A 19,584-nucleotide genomic window follows, 5' to 3' on the forward strand; every position below is an offset into this window, starting at 1 on the left:
TAAATCGCCGTTTGGCTATTCTTTGGCACAATCGAGTCTCCAACTAGACGCCCAGGAACGAGCATGCCACGCGTATTGACCATCGAAGACGACGCCGTCACCGGCCAGGAAATCGTCGCCGAACTCTCAAGCCACGGCCTGGAAGTGGATTGGGCCGATAACGGCCGCGAGGGCTTGGCCAAGGCTATCGCCGGCGGTTACGACCTGATCACCGTCGACCGCATGCTGCCCGAGGTTGATGGCCTGACGATCGTCACCACCCTGCGCAACCTGAAGATCGCCACCCCGATTCTGATGATCAGTGCCCTGTCCGACGTCGACGAGCGGGTTCGCGGCCTGCGTGCAGGGGGTGACGACTATCTGACCAAACCATTTGCCTCCGATGAAATGGCGGCGCGGGTCGAGGTACTGCTACGACGCAACAGCGTGCCGATGACCCAGACCCGCCTGCAAGTGGCAGACCTGCAACTGGACCTGATCAGCCACGAGGCGCGCCGTGGCGAGCAAACCCTGAACCTGCTGCCTACCGAATACAAATTGCTGGAATACCTGATGCGCCACAGCGGCCAGGTGATCACCCGAATGATGATTTTCGAGGAGGTCTGGGGCTACCACTTCGACCCAGGTACCAACCTGATCGACGTCCATATCGGCCGCCTTCGCAAGAAGATCGACTCCCCCGGCCAATCGCCGCTGATCCGTACGGTACGGGGCTCGGGTTATGCCATTGCTGAACCCGTCTAAGGGCTGGAGCTCCTCGACGAGCCGCCTGCTGGCGCTTTACAGCTTCCTGTTCGTGGCCTGGAGCTGCATCCTCATGGGGGTGCTGTACTTCGAAGTGTCCAGCTACCTGAACAAACTCACCCGCCATTCCATGCTGCAGCGCCAGCACCTGTTCGCGCACATGAGCGGCAAGCAACTGGACGACGCTCTGGTGGCAAGCCAAGCGTTCGAAGAGCGCAGCTTCGATGCCTATGGTTTGTTCGATGCCCAACTCAACCCTGTGGGCGGGCGGATTCGCACCATACCTCCTGAACTTGGGCTGGACGGTAAAGTGCACGAACTCAAGCGCTGCCTCGATGCTGACGACCCCCATGTGCCGCGCGACAGTTGCGATGCCGTGGCGATCAAAGTGCAAGATGGCCGCTGGCTGGTGCTGTTTCGCGACAATGGCTCGTTGTTCGTGGTCACGCGGATCATTCTCGATGCCCTGCTATGGGGTATCTCACTGACGCTGATTCCAGGCTTTGCCGGCTGGTATCTGCTGCGCCGCCGACCGCTCAAACGTATCCGCGCCATCCAGGCCCAGGCCGAGCTGATCGTCGCAGGTGACCTCACCCATCGCTTACCGCTGTCTGCACGCCGCGATGAGCTGGACATGCTCGCCGCCATCGTCAATGCCATGCTCGACCGTATCGAGCGGCTGATGCATGAAGTCAAAGGCGTCTGCGACAATATCGCCCATGATTTGCGCACGCCCCTCACCCGCCTGCGCGCCCAGCTCTATCGCATTCGCCAGCACAGCGAACACGACTCGCCCCAGGCCGAGGCACTGGACCAGGCGATCGGCGAAACCGACACATTGATGGCGCGGTTCCGTGGATTGCTGCGCATCAGCGAACTGGAAGACCGCCAGCGCCGTGCGGGTTTCGTTCAGCTGGACCCTCACGAGCTGCTGGTGGAGCTGCATGATTTCTATCTGCCCTTGGCCGAAGATGGCGGGATCCGCCTGAACCTTGAGCAGCCTGCGCAGTTGCCGGCACTGCATGGCGACCGCGAGCTGTTGTTCGAGGCCTTGGCCAATCTGGTGGGTAACGGCATCAAGTTCACACCTGAAGGCGGCCGGGTTGCCATCACCGCTCACCAGGATGATACAGGCGTGCACATTGCCATCGAAGACAGCGGCCCCGGTATCCCTGAAGAGGAACGGGCTGCGGTACTCAAGCGCTTTTATCGCAGTGAGGAAGGCCACCGCCACGCAGGTTTCGGCCTGGGGCTGTCGATCGTTGCGGCGATCGTCGACTTGCACGGGTTCGGGCTGGAGATTGGCGAGAGTGAGCTGGGCGGGGCAAAGCTGGTATTGCACTGCCCGCTGGCCGGCGCGAGCAAATAAATTCGGGGCCGCTTTGCGGCCCCTTCACATCGGTCAGTCCGCCAGGCGCCAGGTCGTTGCGCCCTTGCTGTCTTCCAGGACCACACCCATGGCGGTGATCTGGTCACGGATCCGGTCGGACTCTGCCCAGTTCTTGTCCGCACGCGCCTGCAGACGCGCCTGGATCAACGCTTCGACCTCAGCTGCATCGACCTTGCCCTCGGCACCGGCACGCAGGAAGTCATCGGCTTCTAGCTGCAGCACACCCAGCACATCACCCAGTTCACGCAGGCGACCGGCCAGCCCCGCTGCGGCATCGACATCGCTGTCACGCAAGCGATTGATCTCGCGCACCAGGTCGAACAGCACAGCGCAAGCTTCAGGGGTACCGAAGTCGTCGTTCATCGCCACGCTGAAGCGCTCGACGAAGGCTTCGCCACCCTTGGCGGCTACCCGCGGCAGGCCACGCAGGGCGTGGTAGAAACGCTCCAGGGCGCCCTTGGCATCGCGCAGGCTGTCTTCGGAGTAGTTGATCGCGCTGCGGTAGTGGCTGGCCACCAATAGATAGCGCACCACCTCCGGGTGATACTTGGCGAGCACATCGCGGATGGTGAAGAAGTTGTTCAACGACTTGGACATCTTCTCGCCGTTGATGCGGATCATGCCGCAGTGCATCCAGGCGTTGGCGTACTGCTTGCCAGTGGCAGCCTCACTTTGAGCGATCTCGTTTTCATGGTGCGGGAACTCGAGGTCGCTGCCGCCACCGTGGATATCGAAGCTCTCGCCCAGGCAGCAGGTCGACATCACCGAGCATTCGATGTGCCAGCCCGGACGGCCAGGCCCCCACGGCGAGTCCCAGTACGGCTCGCCTGGCTTGACGCCTTTCCAGAGAACGAAGTCCAGTGGGTCCTGCTTGGCCTCATCGACCTCGATGCGAGCGCCAATGCGCAGGTCTTCGACCTTTTTGCGCGACAGCTTGCCGTAACCGACGAACTTGCCGACACGGTAGTAGACGTCGCCATTCCCAGGGGCGTAGGCATAGCCCTTGTCGATCAGGGTCTGGATCATCGCGTGCATGCCGGCGATATGGTCGGTGGCACGTGGCTCCAGGTCCGGCTTGAGGATGTTCAGCCGGCGCTCGTCCTCATGCATCGCGTCGATCATGCGCGCGGTCAAGGCGTCGAACGCCTCGCCGTTTTCATTGGCGCGGTTGATGATCTTGTCATCGATGTCGGTGATGTTACGTACGTAAGTCAGCTCGTAGCCGCTCTTGCGCAACCAGCGGGTGACCAGGTCGAATGCCACCATGCTGCGGCCATGGCCAAGGTGGCAATAGTCGTACACGGTCATGCCGCATACATACATGCGCACCTTGTTGCCGTCGAGCGGCTTGAAGGCTTCCTTGGTCTTGCTCAGGGTGTTGTAGATGGTAAGCACGGCGGTTCCTCAACTCCCCCAGGAGTCACGCAGGGTGACGGTGCGATTGAATACCGGGCGCCCCGGCTGGCTGTCTTTGAGGTCGACGCAGAAGTAGCCTTCGCGCTCGAACTGGAAGCGGTCCTCAGGCTGCGCCTGAGCCAGCGACGGCTCGGCGCGGCAACCGGTGAGCACCTGCAGCGAGTCGGGGTTGATGTTGTCGAGGAAGCTGCCGCCTTCTTCGGTTTTTTCCGGGTTGGCGGAGCGGAACAGGCGGTCGTACAGACGCACTTCGCACTCGATGCTGTCTTGGGCAGGCACCCAGTGAATAACGCCCTTGACCTTGCGGCCTTCAGGGTTTTTGCCCAGGGTGTCGGGGTCGTACGAGCAGTGCAGCTCGACGATGTTGCCTTCGGCATCCTTGATCGCCTCGTCGGCACGGATCACATAGCTGCCGCGAAGGCGTACCTCCCCGCCCGGCTCCAGGCGCTTGTAGCCCTTGGGCGGCTCTTCCATGAAATCGTCGCGGTCGATGTACAACTCACGGGCGAACGGCAACACCCGCACACCCATGTCTTCTTTCGGGTGGCGCGGCAGTTCGAGCTGCTCGACCTGGCCTTGCGGATAGTTGGTGATGACCACTTTCAGCGGGCGCAGCACGCACATGGCACGCGGGGCAGTACGGTCCAGATCGTCCCGGATGCAGAATTCGAGCATCGACATGTCGACCACGCCGTCGGAACGGTTGGTGCCGATCATTTCGCAGAATGCACGGATCGATGCCGGGGTGTAACCCCGACGGCGGAAGCCCGACAGCGTCGACATGCGCGGGTCATCCCAGGCGGTGACGTGCTTTTCGTCGACCAACTGCTTGAGCTTGCGCTTGGAGGTGATGGTGTAGTTCAGGTTCAGGCGGCTGAACTCGTACTGACGCGGGTGCGCCGGTACCGGCAGGTTGTCGAGGAACCAGTCGTACAGCGGGCGGTGGCCTTCGAACTCGAGGGTGCAGATCGAGTGGGTGATGCCTTCGATGGCGTCCGACTGCCCGTGGGTGAAGTCGTAGTTGGGGTAGATGCACCACTTGTCACCGGTCTGGTGATGGTGAGCGTGGCGAATGCGATACAGGATCGGGTCGCGCAGGTTCATGTTCGGCGAAGCCATGTCGATCTTGGCACGCAGCACGCGCTCACCGTCCTTGAATTCGCCAGCCTTCATGCGTGCGAAGAGGTCGAGGTTTTCTTCGACGCTGCGCTCGCGGAACGGGCTGTTCTTGCCAGGTTCGGTCAGGCTGCCGCGGTATTGCTTGGCCTGATCAGGGGTCAGGTCGCAGACATAGGCCTTGCCACGCTTGATCAGTTCAACGGCCCAGTCATGCAGCTGGTCGAAGTAGTCGGAGGCAAAGCGCACCTCGCCTGCCCAGTCGAAGCCCAGCCACTTGACGTCGCGCTGGATGGCGTCGATGTATTCCTGGTCTTCCTTGGCCGGGTTGGTATCGTCGAAGCGCAGGTGGCACACGCCGCCAAACTCCTTGGCCAGGCCGAAGTTGACGCAAATCGACTTGGCATGACCAATGTGCAGGTAACCATTAGGCTCCGGCGGGAAACGGGTGACAATGGTGCTGTGCTTGCCCGAGTCCAGGTCGGCCTGAATGATTGGCCGCAGGAAGTTCGCAGGGACAGCGGGGGCGCCTTTGGTAGCGGCGTTGGGCGCGTTGTCGGCAGTGGGCTTGCTCATAGGATCCTTGAATGCACGTGTCCGGCCTGGGTAGGCCGATTGAATCAAAGGGCCTATCATAGCCGAAGCAGTCAAGCTGCTGACAGCCGGGCACCGACAAACTGGCGCGATTTATCGCCAGCCGTGCAAAATGACCGCTGCGGGCCATGCACATGTGTCGCGCTTGGCCGATGCTTCGTCTGGTCACTACCACGCGCCCAGCGCAGCCTATTTTCCTGTATGCCTTCAAAGAGCGAATTCCAGCATGTCCAAAGTCAAACTGACCACCAACCACGGCGACATCGTTCTGCAACTGAACGCCGAAAAAGCGCCGCAGACCACCGCAAACTTCGTTCAGTATGTCAAGGACGGCCACTACGACGGCACCGTTTTCCACCGTGTGATCAAGGGCTTCATGATTCAGGGCGGCGGCTTCGAAGCCAGCATGAAACAGAAGCAAACCCGTCCCAGCATTCAGAACGAAGCTGACAACGGCCTGAAGAACACCAAGTACAGCATTGCCATGGCCCGTACCATGGAGCCGCACTCCGCCTCCGCGCAGTTCTTCATCAATGCCTCCGACAACGACTTCCTCAACCACAGCGGCAAGAATGTGCAAGGCTGGGGTTACGCCGTGTTCGGTGAAGTGACCGAAGGCCGTGAAGTTGTCGATGCCATCGAAAAAGTCGCCACCGGTTCCAAGGCTGGCCACCAGGACGTGCCCAAGGATGACGTGATCATCGAGAAAGCCGAGATCATTGAGTGATCCTGCTGATCTCCGATCTGCACTTGCAAGAAGAACGCCCGGATATTACCCGGGCGTTTCTTGATCTGCTCGACGGGCGCGCCCGTCACGCCAAAGCGTTGTACATCCTCGGCGACTTTTTCGAAGCGTGGATCGGTGACGATGCCATGACCCCGTTCCAGCAGTCGATCTGCCAGGCCCTGCGCCAACTCAGCGACAGCGGCACGGCGATCTACTTGATGCATGGCAACCGCGACTTCCTGATTGGCCAGGCGTTCTGCAGCGCTGCCGGCTGCACACTGCTGGCTGACCCGAGCGTGATCGAGCTGGGCGGTGAGCAGGTGTTGCTGATGCATGGCGACACCCTGTGCACGCGGGACGTCGGCTACATGAAGATGCGCCGTTACTTACGCAACCCGTTAAGCCTTTGGGTTCTGCGGCACCTGCCGCTGGCCACTCGCCAGAAGCTGGCACGCAAACTGCGCAACGAAAGCCGGGCACAGGTGCGCACGAAGGCTACCGACATCGTCGACGTGACGCCGGACGAAGTGCCGAAAGTGATGGCAGCCCACGGGGTGCGCACGCTGGTGCATGGCCACACTCACCGGCCGGCGATTCACCAGTTGTTAGTCGAAGGTGAACCGGCACGGCGCATCGTGTTGGGGGACTGGGATCGCCGGGGCTGGGTTCTGCAGGTCGATGCCCAGGGCTTTGCTCTGGAGCCATTCGAGTTTTCCTGACCTGCCGACTCTGCCCCCGTCGCCGGTTGACCCGCGACGGGGGCAGTGTCGGCCAGGGCCTTAAGGCTGGCTAGCCACAGCATCCTTGTCTCGCTCGCTGATTGCATACTGACGGTACCCTGGGTCCGCCTTGATCTGCGCCTCGGTGAACGGCAGCGGTGCCAGTTGCTTGGCGGCGAACGCCTTGGTCTGGTCGCTGAAGTGCGCCGAGCCCGCTTCGCTGGACTGCGAAAACGCCAGTAGCCCACGCGCCTGCGGCCCCCGCTCGGTGAAACTCACCAGTTGCAAATAGCTGGTGCCGCTGACCACCAGACGTTTGCCTGGCCCATTGGGCACACTGAACATTGCGTTATAGACCCCCAGCTGTTGCGGCCCACCTGGCACCGGCGTGCCATCGGCAGCTTGTTGAATTTGCCCCCAACGCCGCCCCGGCGCCACACCGGCCTTAGCCACCTGCTGCATCGAAGCCAGAGCCGCATCGTGCAACAGCTTGCGCACCGATGCCTGCTCGACCGCCAGGCCACGCGGCGTGTGTTGCGGGTCTGCCGGGTCGAAAGGCACACGCCAGCTTTGCGGATCGCTGGCCAACGCCTCGAACAAGTTCTGGAAGTGCATCAGGCCCACGCCACTGTCCAGGTCCGCCTTGCCATTCCAGTCAGCAAGGCTCGAGCACACGCCCTGCACGTCTTGCCCTTCCCCTTTGCACCACTGCAGCAGGTCGGGCAGGACCAGATCGGCCAGGTACACCTGGTCATCCAGCACCATGCGCTGCAGGTCATCGACACTGAGCTTGGTGTTGCCTTGCAAACGTTGCAGAGCGAAACGCCCGCGCATACCCAGCGGCTGATCGCTACGACTGATCAACGGCGAAAAGCCCATCAGTGGCTGAGCCGGGTTGGTCATCCAGGCCGGGTCATTGGAGTTCTGCACATAATCACTGCGCTCCAGGCTGGGCAGCATCGCTGCCGGAAAGATGCCAGGCTGCGCGGCCTGGGCATCGACCTTCCACCGACAAGCACTGCGAGCGCCATCCAGTACTACCAGCGGCCCTTGCCCTGCCGGATCGCCGCATTCGCTGAGCAGTTGCTGATCGACATAGGGCACCACGGACTGGTTGAGGTAAAGCGCGGTGCCTTGGGCATCGACGGCCAAGGTGTTGACCCATGGAATACCTTGCAACTTTTCGATCGATCCTCTCAGCTCACCCAGGCTGTCGGCGCGGTTGATGCCGTACCACTGCTGCAGCACACGCGTGTTGTCCAGGTTGGCATCGCGCAGGCTGAAGGCCGCTTGAGTATCCCAGTCCAACCGGCCTGGCCATTGCACGATCGGCCCGAAATTCGAGCTGTAGACCTGGCGGTCAACCTGGTGGAGGGTGCCATCGGCGGCTTTGACCGTGACGCTGATGGTTTCCTGCGCCATCGGCACCGATTTGCCGTCCTGCAGGTAGTGAGTCGGGTCTTTGGGGTCCAGTTGCAGGCGGTACAGGGTGAAGTGCTTGGAGGTGTCCACCGTATGGGTCCAAGCCAAGTGACGATTGAAGCCGATGTTGACCACTGGCAGGCCAGGCAGCGCAGCGCCCATCACGTCCAGTTTGCCGGGAATGGTCAGTTGCATCTGGTAGAAACGCATGCCTCCTACCCACGGGAAATGCGGGTTGGCCAATAGCAGGCCTCGGCCGTTGGCTGAGCGCTCAGCGCCCACCGCTACCGCGTTGCTGCCGCGCTCGAAGGCAAAGCGCTGCTGCTGGGCCATTGCCACGTCGAAGCCCAGTGCGGCCTGCTGCGCGGCCTGCTTGGGCGGTTGTGCCCCCGCCAGCGCTTCGGCGAACTGGCCCAGCCCGCCTTCTGCCAGCAGCCGGCGCGTCAGTTTGATCAGGTCTTCACTGCTGATCGGCCGTACCCACTGGCCATCGCCGCATTCCGCTGGCAGGCCTTGGTGACGACGCTCGGCCAGCGCGCGGTTGAACCCGTTGGCGTAGCCCTGGAGCAACTCACGTACTGCGCCAGGCTGAGCCTGCAGGAAGCCATCTACCGCCGCCGGCTTGTTCAGCCAGGTGAAGAACAGGTCGCTGGCAAGGTTTGCGCGTTGTTCAAGCGTGACGCCCTCGGCGCCAAAGTAGCGCGAGCGCTGGCCATTGACCGTGAGCACTTCGTTGGCCAGCAGGCACAGGTTGTCCTCGGCATAGGCATAACCAATGCCATAGCCCAGACCACGCTCGTCCTTGGCGACGATGTGGGGGATGCCAAAACTGGTGCGGCGGATTTGCGCAGCGTCATCGCTGCCCGCCTCCCGCGCCTGTCCTGCGGCACTAAAGGCGACCAGGGCAGCGGCCAGGCTGGCACAGGTCAATGGACGCGATATTGGCAACACAGGCACTCCTCGGATTCAGGGGGTTATCCCTGGTCAGACGAATGGCGCGATGAAAATTTACGCGCTCAGTCTGCGCGAGCCGTCTTCATCAACGCAGGGCAGATTTTTATCAGCCACAGACTGCAGATTTGCCGCGCTCATTCGTCCTATCAGTGAGCCACCGAAATTTCGGGAAAGTCCACGAAAAGGAGTATTCACATGTACAACCCGCGACTCACAGCGCACACCGGGGGTAGTCCAGGCAAGCCGGTAAGTGCAGCGGCGGCCTGCGTGGACGAGCGAACCGGCAACGAGCAGATTCGCGAACTGCTGCGCAGCTACGGCCTGCGTACCAGCCTGATTCGCCTGAAGGTGATCGACGCGCTGTACAGTGCACAGCGCAGTGGGCGAAGTATCGGGGTGCGGGGAGTACACGCGCAATTGGAACAACTGGACATACCACTGTCGTTCCTGAGCGTACGAGAAGTGCTCAAACGGCTCTGCGCCGAAGGCGTGATCAGCCTTGGCAGCGACAAATGCTATAGCCTCGAACCCGAAGCGCGCGCCGTGCTCGAGCAGGCCTTACCGCGCTGATCCTAAGCTGGCGTCAGGGTTTGACCTTGCGCCGCAGAATGCCGTTTACCACCACCACAACCACGGCAATGGCGATGGCCAGCATCTGGAAGGTCTGTTCACTGATCGTGCCTTGCTTCTGCAGGTGCGACAGGCCCAGCATCAGGCCCAGCACCACCAGTATGATCAGAAGCGAGTATTTAAGGCGCTGCACGTGTGTCATCGAAGATTCCTTCAACATCAGGGTAATTGGCTCGCAACGAGCGAGCGCAATGATACAACGGTGATGGCTTGAAGCGGTGTATTTCCTGCTTAGCGCGATCATCGAGCCCTGAAAGCATTGGGTCTCACACCCCATGCTGGAGGGACTATGCGCCATCTACCGCTGTTGATCATGCTACTCACCCCGTCACTTGCCATCCATGCCCTGGAGACGCAACAAGCCCCGCCCGAACAATTGCACAAGCTGGGCAGCCAGTTGGCGGCACAGGCCGGCAATAGCCAATGGCAACAGCTATGGCAACGAACCCGTGCTGCTGGGCACCTGCAGGCCACCTCCGGGCATGCCTACTTCACGGTGCCTCACCCACTGCTGCCAGGCCTGGCTAGGCAGACGCTGGCGCGGGCGGATCAGGTCGAAGCCCTTGGCAATACCCTGGCGCGTTATCGGCGAAGCTTTCCCGACAGCGTGATCGGCCTGCTCGATGGCCGGCCTTTGAACAGCTTATGCCTGGTTATCGACTGGCGCACATTGCCCCAAAGCAACGCCAGCGAACCCCATGCCTACCTTGGCAGCGCCACCTTGCTAAAGAGCTATCCATGCGATTAAGGGTACGGGCAACCGTCTGCATGCTGGAAACACAACCCACCGTGAAATGGGGGCTGCAGGGCATCGCTAGGGCATCGTCCTACATTGCGCGACACCGTTGCCTGCGAGCCTTACTCACCGAAGCTACAACTGCCAGCCCACATGGCGCCTAGCGACCCACTTCGTCGCTCACCGAGAATTCCCCCATGCCAACGACAGGCATCGCGCCCCATCCACCGCGAGGAAGTCTCTTATGGAACTGCCAGATCTCACATCCATCGACATCGGCCAGTTACCGCATTCGTTGCAGGCCCTGATCGAATGCATCGGCATTGAAAACGCTTACTTGCTGACTTGCGCCTACGGCGGAAGGCCCAAGTACATACCCAAACATCGAGAACGCACCAAGCTTGCCGACGTGCTGCCGGCCGATGCCCTCGACGCCCTGATCAAACGCTTCGCAGGGGTCGCCCTGGAAATCCCCAAGGCTGATCACTTCCTGCGCCAACTGCGCAACCTGCAAATCCAGAAAGAAAGTGCCAACGGTTTGTCCCGCAGCTTGCTGGCCAATAAATACGGCTTGAGCCTTCGCCAGATCGGCAACATCCGTCGCCAGGAGCAATGCGTCCGCTGACGGCCCGCTCGGCCGCCCACAGCGGCCGTGTCCTCAACCCTAGAAAGAAGAGAGATCAACAATGTCCATCGACAATAGCCTCATCGGCTCGGTCATCAATGCTCTGCCCATGGACCGCATGATCGCTGCACCCCTGCAGGCCATGGTTCAGGCCCAGGTCACCGCCAGTAAATCCTATGCAGACTTCCTCATGCAGGTCTGTGTCCAGGATGGCAAGGCGGTAGCCATTCAGTTCGACTACGACGAAACCATCGTTGACGAACAAGGCGAGTACAAAGGCGTCGTCAGCAAGTCCATGAAGGTGCCGCTGCTGGCAGCCATCACGCACCCGAACATCACCATCGAACAAGGCAACGTCGAGTTCGAATTGACCATCAGCCAGATGGCCGAAGACTTCAGCGAATCGAACAAGTCCGGCGAACTTGCAGCGTCCCTGGGCTGGGGGCCATTCAAGCTGGATGTCAAAGGCAGCATCAGCAGCAAATCCACGCAAACTCGCAAGACCGATACCCGGGCACGCTATGCGTTCAACACCTCGCTGCGCCGCCAGGACCCGCCAGAGGCCATGATGCGAGTGATCGACTTTCTCACCGAAGCCGCTACCAAGCCAACCGTGGTGAAAACCTCGACACTCGAGAGCCAGGACTCGATCTCCCAGGCCGACACGCTCAAAGCGCTGCCTGGTGAGCAACAACCCGCTGGCAATAGCGCCCCCACCCCTTGATTGTCAGCTCGTCGCTTGACCGGTTGCCCCGCTACCGACAGCGGGGCTTCTTGCTGCCTCAGGAGCCCAAACCTTGGACAACTCACCCGCCCCCATGACCGCCATCGACCTGCGGGACATTACCCGTGGTCTGCAAGAAGCCGCTGCGGCTACCAACAGTTTGATCGCCCAGCAGTACATCAATCTGTTCGACCAGTTCTTCGATTGTGATACCCAGGCATTGGGCAGCCCGATGAAGGCCAAGATGGTCGAGGTTGCCATGGACGACCGGCACATCATGCGCGTGCCATTGTTCGCCCTGGTGGCTCCCAAGGGCCTGACGCTCGAGCGCATGCAGGTAGACCTGTCGGTACGGGTCAACGCTACCGAAGAGTTGCGCGCCCTACGCGAAGAATGTGACAAAGCCAGCACGGCCAGCTTCAAGGTGACCATCGGCGCGCAGGGTCGCCAGGGCGAAGCCCGGGACCCTGATGAAGTGCAGATCCGCATGCAGTTTCATGCCAGCGAACCCCCTGAAGCGCTCAACCGCTTGATCGAGGAATACACCAAGCTGATCACGCCGACGCGCAAGCCCGACACGCCTGCCCCCGAGCCAACCAACGAGTTCGTCGAAGCCGCTACAGTGCGTTGATGCCACTTAAAAGTCGCGCTTGTAGAAGATATCCAGGGAGCTTGCCAGCCCGCTGGCGGCCTCCAGATACACCTTCTTGCTCAGTTTGTAACGCAACGCAATGGTATTGGCCGGCTCGAAAACCCCTACGCCATAGCGCAGACTGAGCTTTTCGGTCAGGTTGCCGCTGGCCACCACGCTGGTACTGTTACCAGAGCCTTCGGTATCCAGCTGGAAGTCATCGATCCCCAGGCCAGATGCCAGCTTGCCGGTGATGCCCGCACTACCGGCCAAGCCCAAGCCCAATGCCGCTTCGGCCAACATGTTGTTGTCCTCTCCAGAGTTGCCTAGCGGGCGTCCAAGGACCAGATAAGACAGTGCTTGCTCCTGGCTCATGGCTGGCTCGGAGAACACGGTAGTCGTGGGTTGCTCGGCACTGCCACTGAGGCGAATGCCCGCGATCACATCGTCGACGGTGCGGATCGCCTCGATATCCAGATAAGGCTGATCTATCGGCCCTGCGAACAGCAGCCGGGCGCGGCGTATGGTCAGGCGTTGACCATAGGCGCGGTAGCGGCCGTCGGCCAGGCTCAGTTCACCCCGGGTGTCCATGTTGTCACCGATGTGCACATGGCCCAGCAGGTTGGCAGTCAGGCCAAAGCCGCTGAACGACAGCTTGTCCTGCCCCACCGCTACGTCGATGTCCATTGCCATCGCCATGGGCGGCTTGCCTTCTTCGGTCTGTTGGCCAACGATGACCGTATCATCCGAGACTTTGACGGTCGAAGGTGGCAGCTCGCGAACGGTAATCTTACCTTTGGGCACCAGCACTTTACCGGTCACCGCGAGCTTGTCGTCGATCAGGCGCAGGTTCAGATCTGGGGCGACTTCAAGGGTGGCGTAAGGCTCGACGGTCACGGGCAACTGCTGCCCCTGCAGCCGCAGGTCCATACCCAGAGCCTGCCCCCAGGTCAGTTGGCCGTTGAGCTGGCCGCGCCCGGCATCGCCGCTGCGCCAGTTGCCATTGAGCTGTACCTGCTCGCCGGCAATCAGCGCCCGTAACGACAAGTCATGCAGGCTGACCGGTAACTGTGCACCACTGACCTGGCCGCCACTGAGCTCCAGGTTGCCGTTGACCTGCGGCGCCAGCAGAGTCCCGGTCAAGCGCCCACTGCCATTGAGCTGCCCCGTCAACTGTTCGACCATCGGCACGAACGGCCGGGCGATCGACAGGTCCAGACCCGACAGGCGGAAATCACCCGACAGCGGCTTGTTGGTACCCAGCGGATCGATACGCGTGTTCAGGCTCAACTGGCCCAGGCGTTCACCGCGAAACTCCAAGCGGGTATCGACCCGGCGCGGCGCCAGCGTGCTGTCTACACGCAGGGCCTGGTAGGGGAAGTCGATCCAGCGCCCCTGGTCGCGAACCCGCAGCGTCCCACCACTGGCATCGACGCGAACGCTACCTTTCGGGCCGCCAGCCGGTATATCCAGGTTCACGTCTGCATTGAGCAGGCCTTGCCAGGCAAAGTCTTTGGGTAGCCATTGCGCCAGGCTGTCGAGCGGGAACTGCTTGAGGTGATAACGCAGGCGAGGCTCGGGGGCCAGGCGCTGGTCCTCACCGCACAAGCTCGCCTGGCCAGAGCGCCAGCAATGGGCGCCGAAATCCAGCTGACCATTGGCCAAGCGCTGCAAACGGGCCGGCCCCTGCAGCTGCCAGTCCTGGCCGCCGGCCTGGATCCTGCCTGTGGCCAGCCGTCCGCGCCAATCACCTTTGTTCAACTGGCCATCGAGCCCCAGGTTCAACTTCAGCTGAGGCCCCTCAAGGGCCAAGGTCAACGCCTGCTGACGAATATCGCCCTTTCCATTGGCTTGCAGGGTACCCAGCACGGTGTCACCCGAGCGGATGCCATCGGCTTTGAGCGCAAGCAGTGCGCGCTGGGCGCTGTCCAACTTCGCCTGCAGATCGAGCCGCTGAATGCGGTTAGCTTCTTGCGCCAATTGCTGGCCCTGCAAGGTCAAGTTGCCCTGCGGCGCGTCCAGGGTGCCACTGACGTCCACACGGCCCTTGATCTGGCCCTGCAGCCTTGGCCATAGCTGGCCCAGGCGCGGCAGGTCGAGGTCGATACGACCGGCAAGACGCTGCTGCAAGCTGCCGCTGCCGTTGATGCGGTTATCTCCCAATTGCACTGCCAGGGCGCCAAGGGTCCAGTCCTGGCCGCCACCCTGCGCCTGGACTTTGAGCAGCGCTGGTTGCCCGCGCAGGCGCCCTTTGAGGTCGAGCTGGGCATCCAGGCTCAGGTGCTCACCCTTCATTTCCCCCTTGCTGCGCAAAGGGCCTGCCAGGGTGCCCGGTAACTCAGCGAGCCAGTACGCAGGGTCCAGGGCAGACAACTGCAAGTCGACGTCCCAGGCCAGGGCGTCGGCGAAGCGTACCGCGACGCTGCCAGCCGCTTTGCCCTGCCCGGCAGTCAGCGCCAGTTGCGGTAGGCGCACTTGGCCCAGGTCACCCTCGAATGGGCTGGCCAGGTTGAACGCACCTGCCGGCCCATCGAGATCACCGTTGAAGTTGCCGTTGTAGGTACCGTCGCGGTAGTGCACCTGAGCGTTCAGCCGCTTGAGAGTCACCTGCGGCGCAGCCTCAAGCGGATAAAGCCGCAGCCATGGAAAGTCCTGCCAGTCGAGTTGCGCATCAGCCTGCAGACCTTGCTGCCAGTCCGCTTTGGCCTTGAGCTTGACCTGTTGAGTTTCGCTGGCGGTCAGGTCCAGCGCATCGAGCTGAGCGCCTTTGGCATCTACCTTACCCGCCAGAGCCAGTGCAATTGGGCCCTGTTCGGCGGGCAGACTGGCAGTGCCAGACAACCGGTAGCCATCGAGCAAATCGCCTTGGGCGTTCAGTACCAGCTGATCGAGCTGCAAGGTGTCAGGCAAAGAGGCCGCAGGTTTGAAGGCATCTGAACGAATCTGCAAAGTCGCCGGTAAATGTTCGGCCAAGGCCTGGATCGACCCGCTCAGGCGGGCATCGAGATAACCGCTGCTGGTGGCATCGAGGCTAAGCGCTTTCTGAAGCTCACCTTTGGCGCTCAGCGCCAGTTGCCACGCCTTGCCATCAACTGCCGGCAACTGCACCTGCCCTTGCAGTTGCAGCGGCCAATCGCCGTCAGGCTGCACATCACCTTGCAGGTCCACGCGCAAGTCGTCACGTTGCAATTGCAGGCTGTCGATATGCAATCCAGCGCCGGTCCAATGGGCCGCCAGGTGCAGATCGGCCAAGAGGTCGCTGCCATCCAGACGCAGCTGGCCAACCCTGACCTCCCCCACTTCGATCCCCAACGGCAAGCGCAGCGTCGGCAATTGTACGGGGCCGGGCTCGGCTGGCGTGTCGCTGGGGGCAAACGCCATGTCGATTCGCTCTGCACGCAGTTGCTCGATGCACAGCGTGGCACGCAGCAGGCAGGCCGGCGACCAGATCAGCAGCGGCGCCTGCACCTGGACCTGGCTATCACCCTGGCGCCAGCTCAACTGGCTGGCCTGCCAGGTGCCGGCCAGGCGCCCCTGGAAGTCATCGACCGTGAGCCCAGGCACGCGACTCAGCGCCCAGCGACTACCGCCTTCGGTGCCCAGTAGCAGACTCAAAACCAGAGCCACCAGCAGCACAGCCCCCACTACGCCCAGCAAAACCAACTTCAACGCACGCTTCACAGCTCAGGCCCCATGGAGAAGTGCAGGCGTATACCGCCATCGTCATCGAGCGCTTTGGCCAGATCCAGGCGCAACGGCCCTACCGGCGAGACCCAGCGCACCCCGAAACCCACCCCGGTCTTGAGGCTTGGCAGCTCCAGGGTATTGAACGCGTTACCTTGGTCGATGAAGGTTGCCACGCGCCATTTTTCGGTCAGTGAATACTGGTACTCCACACTGCCTGCGACCAGATAACGGCCACCGATACGATCGCCATCGCTGTTCTTGGGCGATAGGGTCTGGTAGTCATAACCGCGCACGCTTTGGTCGCCACCTGCGAAGAAGCGCAGCGAAGGTGGGATGTTGTTCTTGTAGCCGTTGGTGGCGCTGCCCCCGAACTGCACCCGGCCAAGCAAACGATGGTTGTGGCCCAGGGTGGTCAGGCCCTTGAGCAGAACATTGGCATGCAACAGATTGGTATCGGACACCAGACCTTCCTTTGCCACCTGGGTGTCGAACTGCAAGCGATAACCGTTGTGCGGGTCGATGCGGTTGTCACTGCGCAGATAGGAAAAACTCACACCTGGCATCAACAGGTTGCTCAAGCCCGAGTCATCGCCCAGGCGATACTCCTCGCGCTGGTATTTGAGCGAGATGACCCGTTGCCAGCCGCTGGGCAATTTACTGTGCCACTCGGGGCCGACGGTCAGCAGCTTGCTAAGCGTATCGGTGCCAGCGATTTCTTCGTTTTGATAGCCGCCCGCGAAGCGCAGCTTGTCGGTCAAGGGTGGATCAAGCGGCACGTCATACCACAACCCGACGTTTTGCCGCGGCGGCGACAGCTCTGTTTCCCAGCCATAACTGTGCCCCTGGGGGTTGACCCAGTGCCGGGTCCAGTTGGCCTTGCCACGTGGGCCCACGTCGGTGGAAAAGCCCAGCCCCAGGCCTAGGGTACGTGGTTTGCGGGTCTCGAGATGAACATCCACCGGGATGTCTTCGCCCACCGCCGCGGTAGGTGCGGCATCGACCCGCACCCCTTCGAAGTAGCCACTCGATTGCAGGTCGTTGTTCAGGCCGGCGATCAGTTCCGAGTCGTAGGGCGTGCCAGGCTTGAACGAAACCATGCGCTGCAGCAGGTCCTGGTCCAGCGGGGTGTCGCCACTGAATGTCACCGCCCCCAAGCGATAGCGCGGGCCACTCTGGTAAACCAGCTCGATGTCGGCAACCCCGGCCTGTGGGTCGACGGCCAGGCGCTGTTGCGTGAAATGGCCAGCAAAAAAACCATACCGCGAGGCCTGGTTCTGGATAAGCCGCTTGGCATCTTCGTAGAGGCCATGGTTGAGCTGCTCGCCCGGCCGCAGGGCCTTGCTGTCAGGTACGCGGAAGGCTTTGAGCTCACTGGCCGGCCCCTCGATGCGTACGGTTACGTTGCGCAAGCGCACCGGCTCACCTGGCTCTATCTTGACGACCAGTTGAGGGGATTGGTCTGCTTGGGCAGGCGGATTGACCTCGGTGTCGATCTGCGCCTGATAATAGCCAAGTGCCTGCGCAGCTTTGCGCGCCTGCTCCTGGGCACCGCGGCTGAAACGCAGCAGCGCTTCTTCGTCGCGGTCCCCCAGGGTACCGATATAGCCTTCGACATTGGCCTTGAGTGCTTTGTTGGCTGGTTTGACCTTCACCAGCAACTCGCTCTGGCCCCATGCGGCAAAACTGGCGGCCCAGAAAACCAGGCCCCAGGTGAATCTTCCTGAATACGTCATGCGGCGCATGCTACCAGAGCCAAGCGCTCAAGGGAGGCACTTGGCAGCCTTGCTCAGGCAATTGATGACAGCGATACCTCGGGATTTGGATGAAAAAACACCCTCTCCCGAACCGGCCCCAGTACCACCTCGCCAATCTCTTCATAGCCCTGACGCGCATAGAACGCCAGGTATTGCTCGTTGCCAGAGTCCAGCACCACCCCTTGGGTAGTGGGGTCCTCGGCGCACCAGTCATGAACAGCTTGTAACAATTGTTCACCGTAATGCCCGCCGCGAAAGTGCGGGTGAACGCCTAACAGCGGCAGCATATGCACCTGATCGGAAGGCACACAGCCAATCACGGCTGCCTGATAGTCCAGGTAGCGCCGGGTACAGCGCTGCCCAGCTCCCAGCAGCATGCGCAAGCGCCAGACCCAACTGTCGGCGACCCCCAGACGCCGCTGCGGCGGCACGATCAGAGCCAGGGCAATCAGGCGGTCATCAAGCAGTAGGCCTATGGCTGGCAATTGCAGGTAAAAGTGCTGCCGCACCCAATGGCGAATCATCACTCGCAGCCTTCGCTCATAGCCTGGACGATGCGCTTCGAAGATATAGGCGAAGGTTGGATCGTGCCGATAGGCGTCGTACAACAATGCGCGGGCCTCACGGCGGTAGCCGTTATCGAGCGTACAGACACGGGCCTGGGCGGCAGTGACATCGGGCATAGCGGGCGGTCCTTCTGAAAAAGGGCAATATCAATGCCTTGGAGGTGCCCGTGCGCACATCGTTCACCTCGGCACACGCACGATGTGGCAGCAGTAGGCTGGCATGCTGGTGATCAACGCCGATGTTCGTTAGCATCGGCGCTTTTACCGGGATTATCTTTCCATGAAGATCGTCTGTTTCAACATCAACGGCCTGCGGGCCCGCCCGCACCAGCTGGCGGCGCTGATCGACAAGCACCAGCCGGACGTGATCGGCCTGCAGGAAACCAAGGTCAGCGACGATCAGTTCCCCTTGGCCGATGTCCAGGCCTTGGGCTATCACGTGCATTACCACGGCCAGAAAGGCCATTACGGCGTAGCCCTGCTTTCGCGCCAAGCCCCGCTGAGCCTGTTCAAAGGGTTCGCCACGGATGAAGAAGATGCCCAGCGCCGCTTCATCTGGGGCACCTTCGCCGATGCCCAGGGCAACCCGATCACGATCATGAACGGCTACTTCCCCCAGGGGGAAAGCCGCGACCACCCCACCAAGTTCCCCGCCAAGCAGCGCTTCTACAGCGACCTGCAAGCGCTGCTTGAGGGGCAGTTCAAGAATGACCAGCCCATACTGGTGATGGGTGACATGAACATTTCCCCCCAGGATTGCGACATCGGCATCGGCGCGGACAATGCCAAGCGCTGGCTGAAAACCGGCAAGTGCAGCTTCCTGCCTGAAGAGCGCGAGTGGATGGAACGCCTCAAGGGCTGGGGCCTGGTGGACAGTTTCCGCCACCTGCACCCGGAAGTGGCCGACCGCTTCAGTTGGTTCGACTATCGCAGCCGTGGCTTCGAGGACGAACCCAAGCGCGGGCTGCGTATCGACCTGATCATGGCGTCCCAGGCGCTGGTGCCGCGGATCAAGGCAGCCGGTGTGGACTACGAGCTGCGCGGCATGGAAAAACCTTCCGACCACGCACCGATCTGGCTGCAGTTGCACTAAAGCACTCTCACCCGCCTACCGGGGGGGCGGCTTGCGTCGTGCCTCCGGTCAGCTGC

At 61.6% G+C, this 19,584-nt stretch carries 17 protein-coding genes; 10 read left to right on the forward strand and 7 right to left on the reverse strand.

Annotation, left to right across the window (positions count from 1 at the left end; translation table 11 throughout):
* Positions 1-63: 63 nt before the first annotated feature.
* The gene (locus tag J5M56_RS00085) at positions 64-744 is read left to right on the forward strand and encodes a response regulator transcription factor (RefSeq protein WP_060476553.1); all 681 of its coding nucleotides are present in this window, start codon (positions 64-66) and stop codon (positions 742-744) included.
* On the forward strand, positions 722-2,113 hold the full coding sequence (locus tag J5M56_RS00090; RefSeq protein WP_207868910.1) for a HAMP domain-containing sensor histidine kinase: 1,392 nt from the start codon (positions 722-724) through the stop codon (positions 2,111-2,113). Before J5M56_RS00085 ends, J5M56_RS00090 begins: the two co-directional genes overlap by 23 nt.
* Before the next feature lie 33 nt (positions 2,114-2,146).
* On the opposite strand, the gene cysS is transcribed toward J5M56_RS00090, so the two are convergent.
* Positions 2,147-3,529, reverse strand: coding sequence for a cysteine--tRNA ligase (gene cysS / locus J5M56_RS00095; protein WP_060476555.1), 1,383 nt, complete (start codon positions 3,527-3,529; stop codon positions 2,147-2,149).
* Positions 3,530-3,538: 9 nt separating this feature from the next.
* Positions 3,539-5,242 (reverse strand): glutamine--tRNA ligase/YqeY domain fusion protein, encoded by a 1,704-nt coding sequence (locus tag J5M56_RS00100; RefSeq protein ID WP_186477090.1) that lies wholly within the window; start codon positions 5,240-5,242, stop codon positions 3,539-3,541.
* A gap of 244 nt (positions 5,243-5,486) precedes the next feature.
* Between J5M56_RS00100 and J5M56_RS00105 the strand changes: the two genes are divergently transcribed.
* Together J5M56_RS00105 and J5M56_RS00110 are read left to right on the forward strand one after the other, a co-directional pair.
* Positions 5,487-5,987 carry a peptidylprolyl isomerase gene (locus J5M56_RS00105; RefSeq protein ID WP_207868912.1) on the forward strand — a complete coding sequence of 167 codons (501 nt, stop codon included), beginning with the start codon at positions 5,487-5,489 and terminating at the stop codon, positions 5,985-5,987.
* Complete coding sequence (locus tag J5M56_RS00110) at positions 5,984-6,706, forward strand: UDP-2,3-diacylglucosamine diphosphatase (protein WP_207868914.1); 723 nt, start codon at positions 5,984-5,986, stop codon at positions 6,704-6,706. The genes J5M56_RS00105 and J5M56_RS00110 overlap by 4 nt, the downstream gene beginning before the upstream one ends.
* 60 nt (positions 6,707-6,766) lie before the next feature.
* Here the strand turns inward: J5M56_RS00110 and J5M56_RS00115 are convergent, their stop codons facing one another.
* A complete protein-coding gene (locus J5M56_RS00115) occupies positions 6,767-9,079 on the reverse strand; it encodes an acylase (RefSeq protein ID WP_207868916.1) in 2,313 nt (770 codons plus the stop codon).
* A 198-nt stretch (positions 9,080-9,277) separates the two neighbouring features.
* Between J5M56_RS00115 and J5M56_RS00120 the strand changes: the two genes are divergently transcribed.
* Positions 9,278-9,652, forward strand: a complete 375-nt coding sequence (locus J5M56_RS00120; protein ID WP_060476560.1) for a hypothetical protein — start codon at positions 9,278-9,280, stop codon at positions 9,650-9,652.
* A 13-nt stretch (positions 9,653-9,665) separates the two neighbouring features.
* Here the strand turns inward: J5M56_RS00120 and J5M56_RS00125 are convergent, their stop codons facing one another.
* Positions 9,666-9,854, reverse strand: coding sequence for a hypothetical protein (locus J5M56_RS00125; RefSeq protein ID WP_060476561.1), 189 nt, complete (start codon positions 9,852-9,854; stop codon positions 9,666-9,668).
* A gap of 147 nt (positions 9,855-10,001) precedes the next feature.
* On the opposite strand from J5M56_RS00125, the gene J5M56_RS00130 reads away from it, so the two are divergent.
* The 4 genes from J5M56_RS00130 (at position 10,002) to J5M56_RS00145 (ending at position 12,428) form a co-directional block, all read left to right on the forward strand.
* Complete coding sequence (locus tag J5M56_RS00130; RefSeq protein ID WP_207868918.1) at positions 10,002-10,460, forward strand: hypothetical protein; 459 nt, start codon at positions 10,002-10,004, stop codon at positions 10,458-10,460.
* Positions 10,461-10,692: 232 nt separating this feature from the next.
* On the forward strand, positions 10,693-11,073 hold the full coding sequence (locus tag J5M56_RS00135; RefSeq protein WP_207868920.1) for a Mor transcription activator family protein: 381 nt from the start codon (positions 10,693-10,695) through the stop codon (positions 11,071-11,073).
* Positions 11,074-11,134: 61 nt separating this feature from the next.
* Positions 11,135-11,797, forward strand: a complete 663-nt coding sequence (locus J5M56_RS00140; RefSeq protein ID WP_060476564.1) for a DUF2589 domain-containing protein — start codon at positions 11,135-11,137, stop codon at positions 11,795-11,797.
* A 73-nt stretch (positions 11,798-11,870) separates the two neighbouring features.
* Positions 11,871-12,428 (forward strand): DUF2589 domain-containing protein, encoded by a 558-nt coding sequence (locus tag J5M56_RS00145; RefSeq protein ID WP_243430400.1) that lies wholly within the window; start codon positions 11,871-11,873, stop codon positions 12,426-12,428.
* 6 nt (positions 12,429-12,434) lie between these two features.
* Here J5M56_RS00145 and J5M56_RS00150 read toward each other — a convergent pair whose 3' ends face one another.
* The 3 genes from J5M56_RS00150 to J5M56_RS00160 are packed head-to-tail and all read right to left on the reverse strand — an operon-like array spanning position 12,435 to position 18,552.
* Positions 12,435-16,109, reverse strand: coding sequence for a translocation/assembly module TamB domain-containing protein (locus tag J5M56_RS00150; RefSeq protein ID WP_207868922.1), 3,675 nt, complete (start codon positions 16,107-16,109; stop codon positions 12,435-12,437).
* A complete protein-coding gene (locus tag J5M56_RS00155) occupies positions 16,106-17,848 on the reverse strand; it encodes an autotransporter assembly complex family protein (RefSeq protein ID WP_207869629.1) in 1,743 nt (580 codons plus the stop codon). The genes J5M56_RS00150 and J5M56_RS00155 overlap by 4 nt, the downstream gene beginning before the upstream one ends.
* 53 nt (positions 17,849-17,901) lie before the next feature.
* Complete coding sequence (locus J5M56_RS00160; protein WP_207868924.1) at positions 17,902-18,552, reverse strand: GNAT family N-acetyltransferase; 651 nt, start codon at positions 18,550-18,552, stop codon at positions 17,902-17,904.
* Between the two features lie 163 nt (positions 18,553-18,715).
* Between J5M56_RS00160 and xthA the strand changes: the two genes are divergently transcribed.
* Entirely contained in the window at positions 18,716-19,528 is an 813-nt protein-coding gene (gene xthA, locus J5M56_RS00165; RefSeq protein WP_207868926.1) for an exodeoxyribonuclease III, read from the forward strand.
* Positions 19,529-19,584: the final 56 nt, after the last annotated feature.

This window comes from Pseudomonas sp. 51_B, from assembly GCF_017491595.1.
In the GTDB taxonomy this organism is placed as follows: Bacteria; Pseudomonadota; Gammaproteobacteria; order Pseudomonadales; family Pseudomonadaceae; genus Aquipseudomonas; species Aquipseudomonas promysalinigenes.

Coding starts and splice junctions, on each gene's coding strand:
- J5M56_RS00085 (WP_060476553.1), top strand. CDS start 64: ATGCCACGCGTATTGACCATCGAAGACGACGCCGTCACCGGCCAGGAA.
- J5M56_RS00090 (WP_207868910.1), top strand. CDS start 722: ATGCCATTGCTGAACCCGTCTAAGGGCTGGAGCTCCTCGACGAGCCGC.
- J5M56_RS00100 (WP_186477090.1), bottom strand. CDS start 5,242: ATGAGCAAGCCCACTGCCGACAACGCGCCCAACGCCGCTACCAAAGGC.
- J5M56_RS00105 (WP_207868912.1), top strand. CDS start 5,487: ATGTCCAAAGTCAAACTGACCACCAACCACGGCGACATCGTTCTGCAA.
- J5M56_RS00120 (WP_060476560.1), top strand. CDS start 9,278: ATGTACAACCCGCGACTCACAGCGCACACCGGGGGTAGTCCAGGCAAG.
- J5M56_RS00125 (WP_060476561.1), bottom strand. CDS start 9,854: ATGACACACGTGCAGCGCCTTAAATACTCGCTTCTGATCATACTGGTG.
- J5M56_RS00130 (WP_207868918.1), top strand. CDS start 10,002: ATGCGCCATCTACCGCTGTTGATCATGCTACTCACCCCGTCACTTGCC.
- J5M56_RS00135 (WP_207868920.1), top strand. CDS start 10,693: ATGGAACTGCCAGATCTCACATCCATCGACATCGGCCAGTTACCGCAT.
- J5M56_RS00140 (WP_060476564.1), top strand. CDS start 11,135: ATGTCCATCGACAATAGCCTCATCGGCTCGGTCATCAATGCTCTGCCC.
- J5M56_RS00155 (WP_207869629.1), bottom strand. CDS start 17,848: ATGACGTATTCAGGAAGATTCACCTGGGGCCTGGTTTTCTGGGCCGCC.
- J5M56_RS00160 (WP_207868924.1), bottom strand. CDS start 18,552: ATGCCCGATGTCACTGCCGCCCAGGCCCGTGTCTGTACGCTCGATAAC.
- xthA (WP_207868926.1), top strand. CDS start 18,716: ATGAAGATCGTCTGTTTCAACATCAACGGCCTGCGGGCCCGCCCGCAC.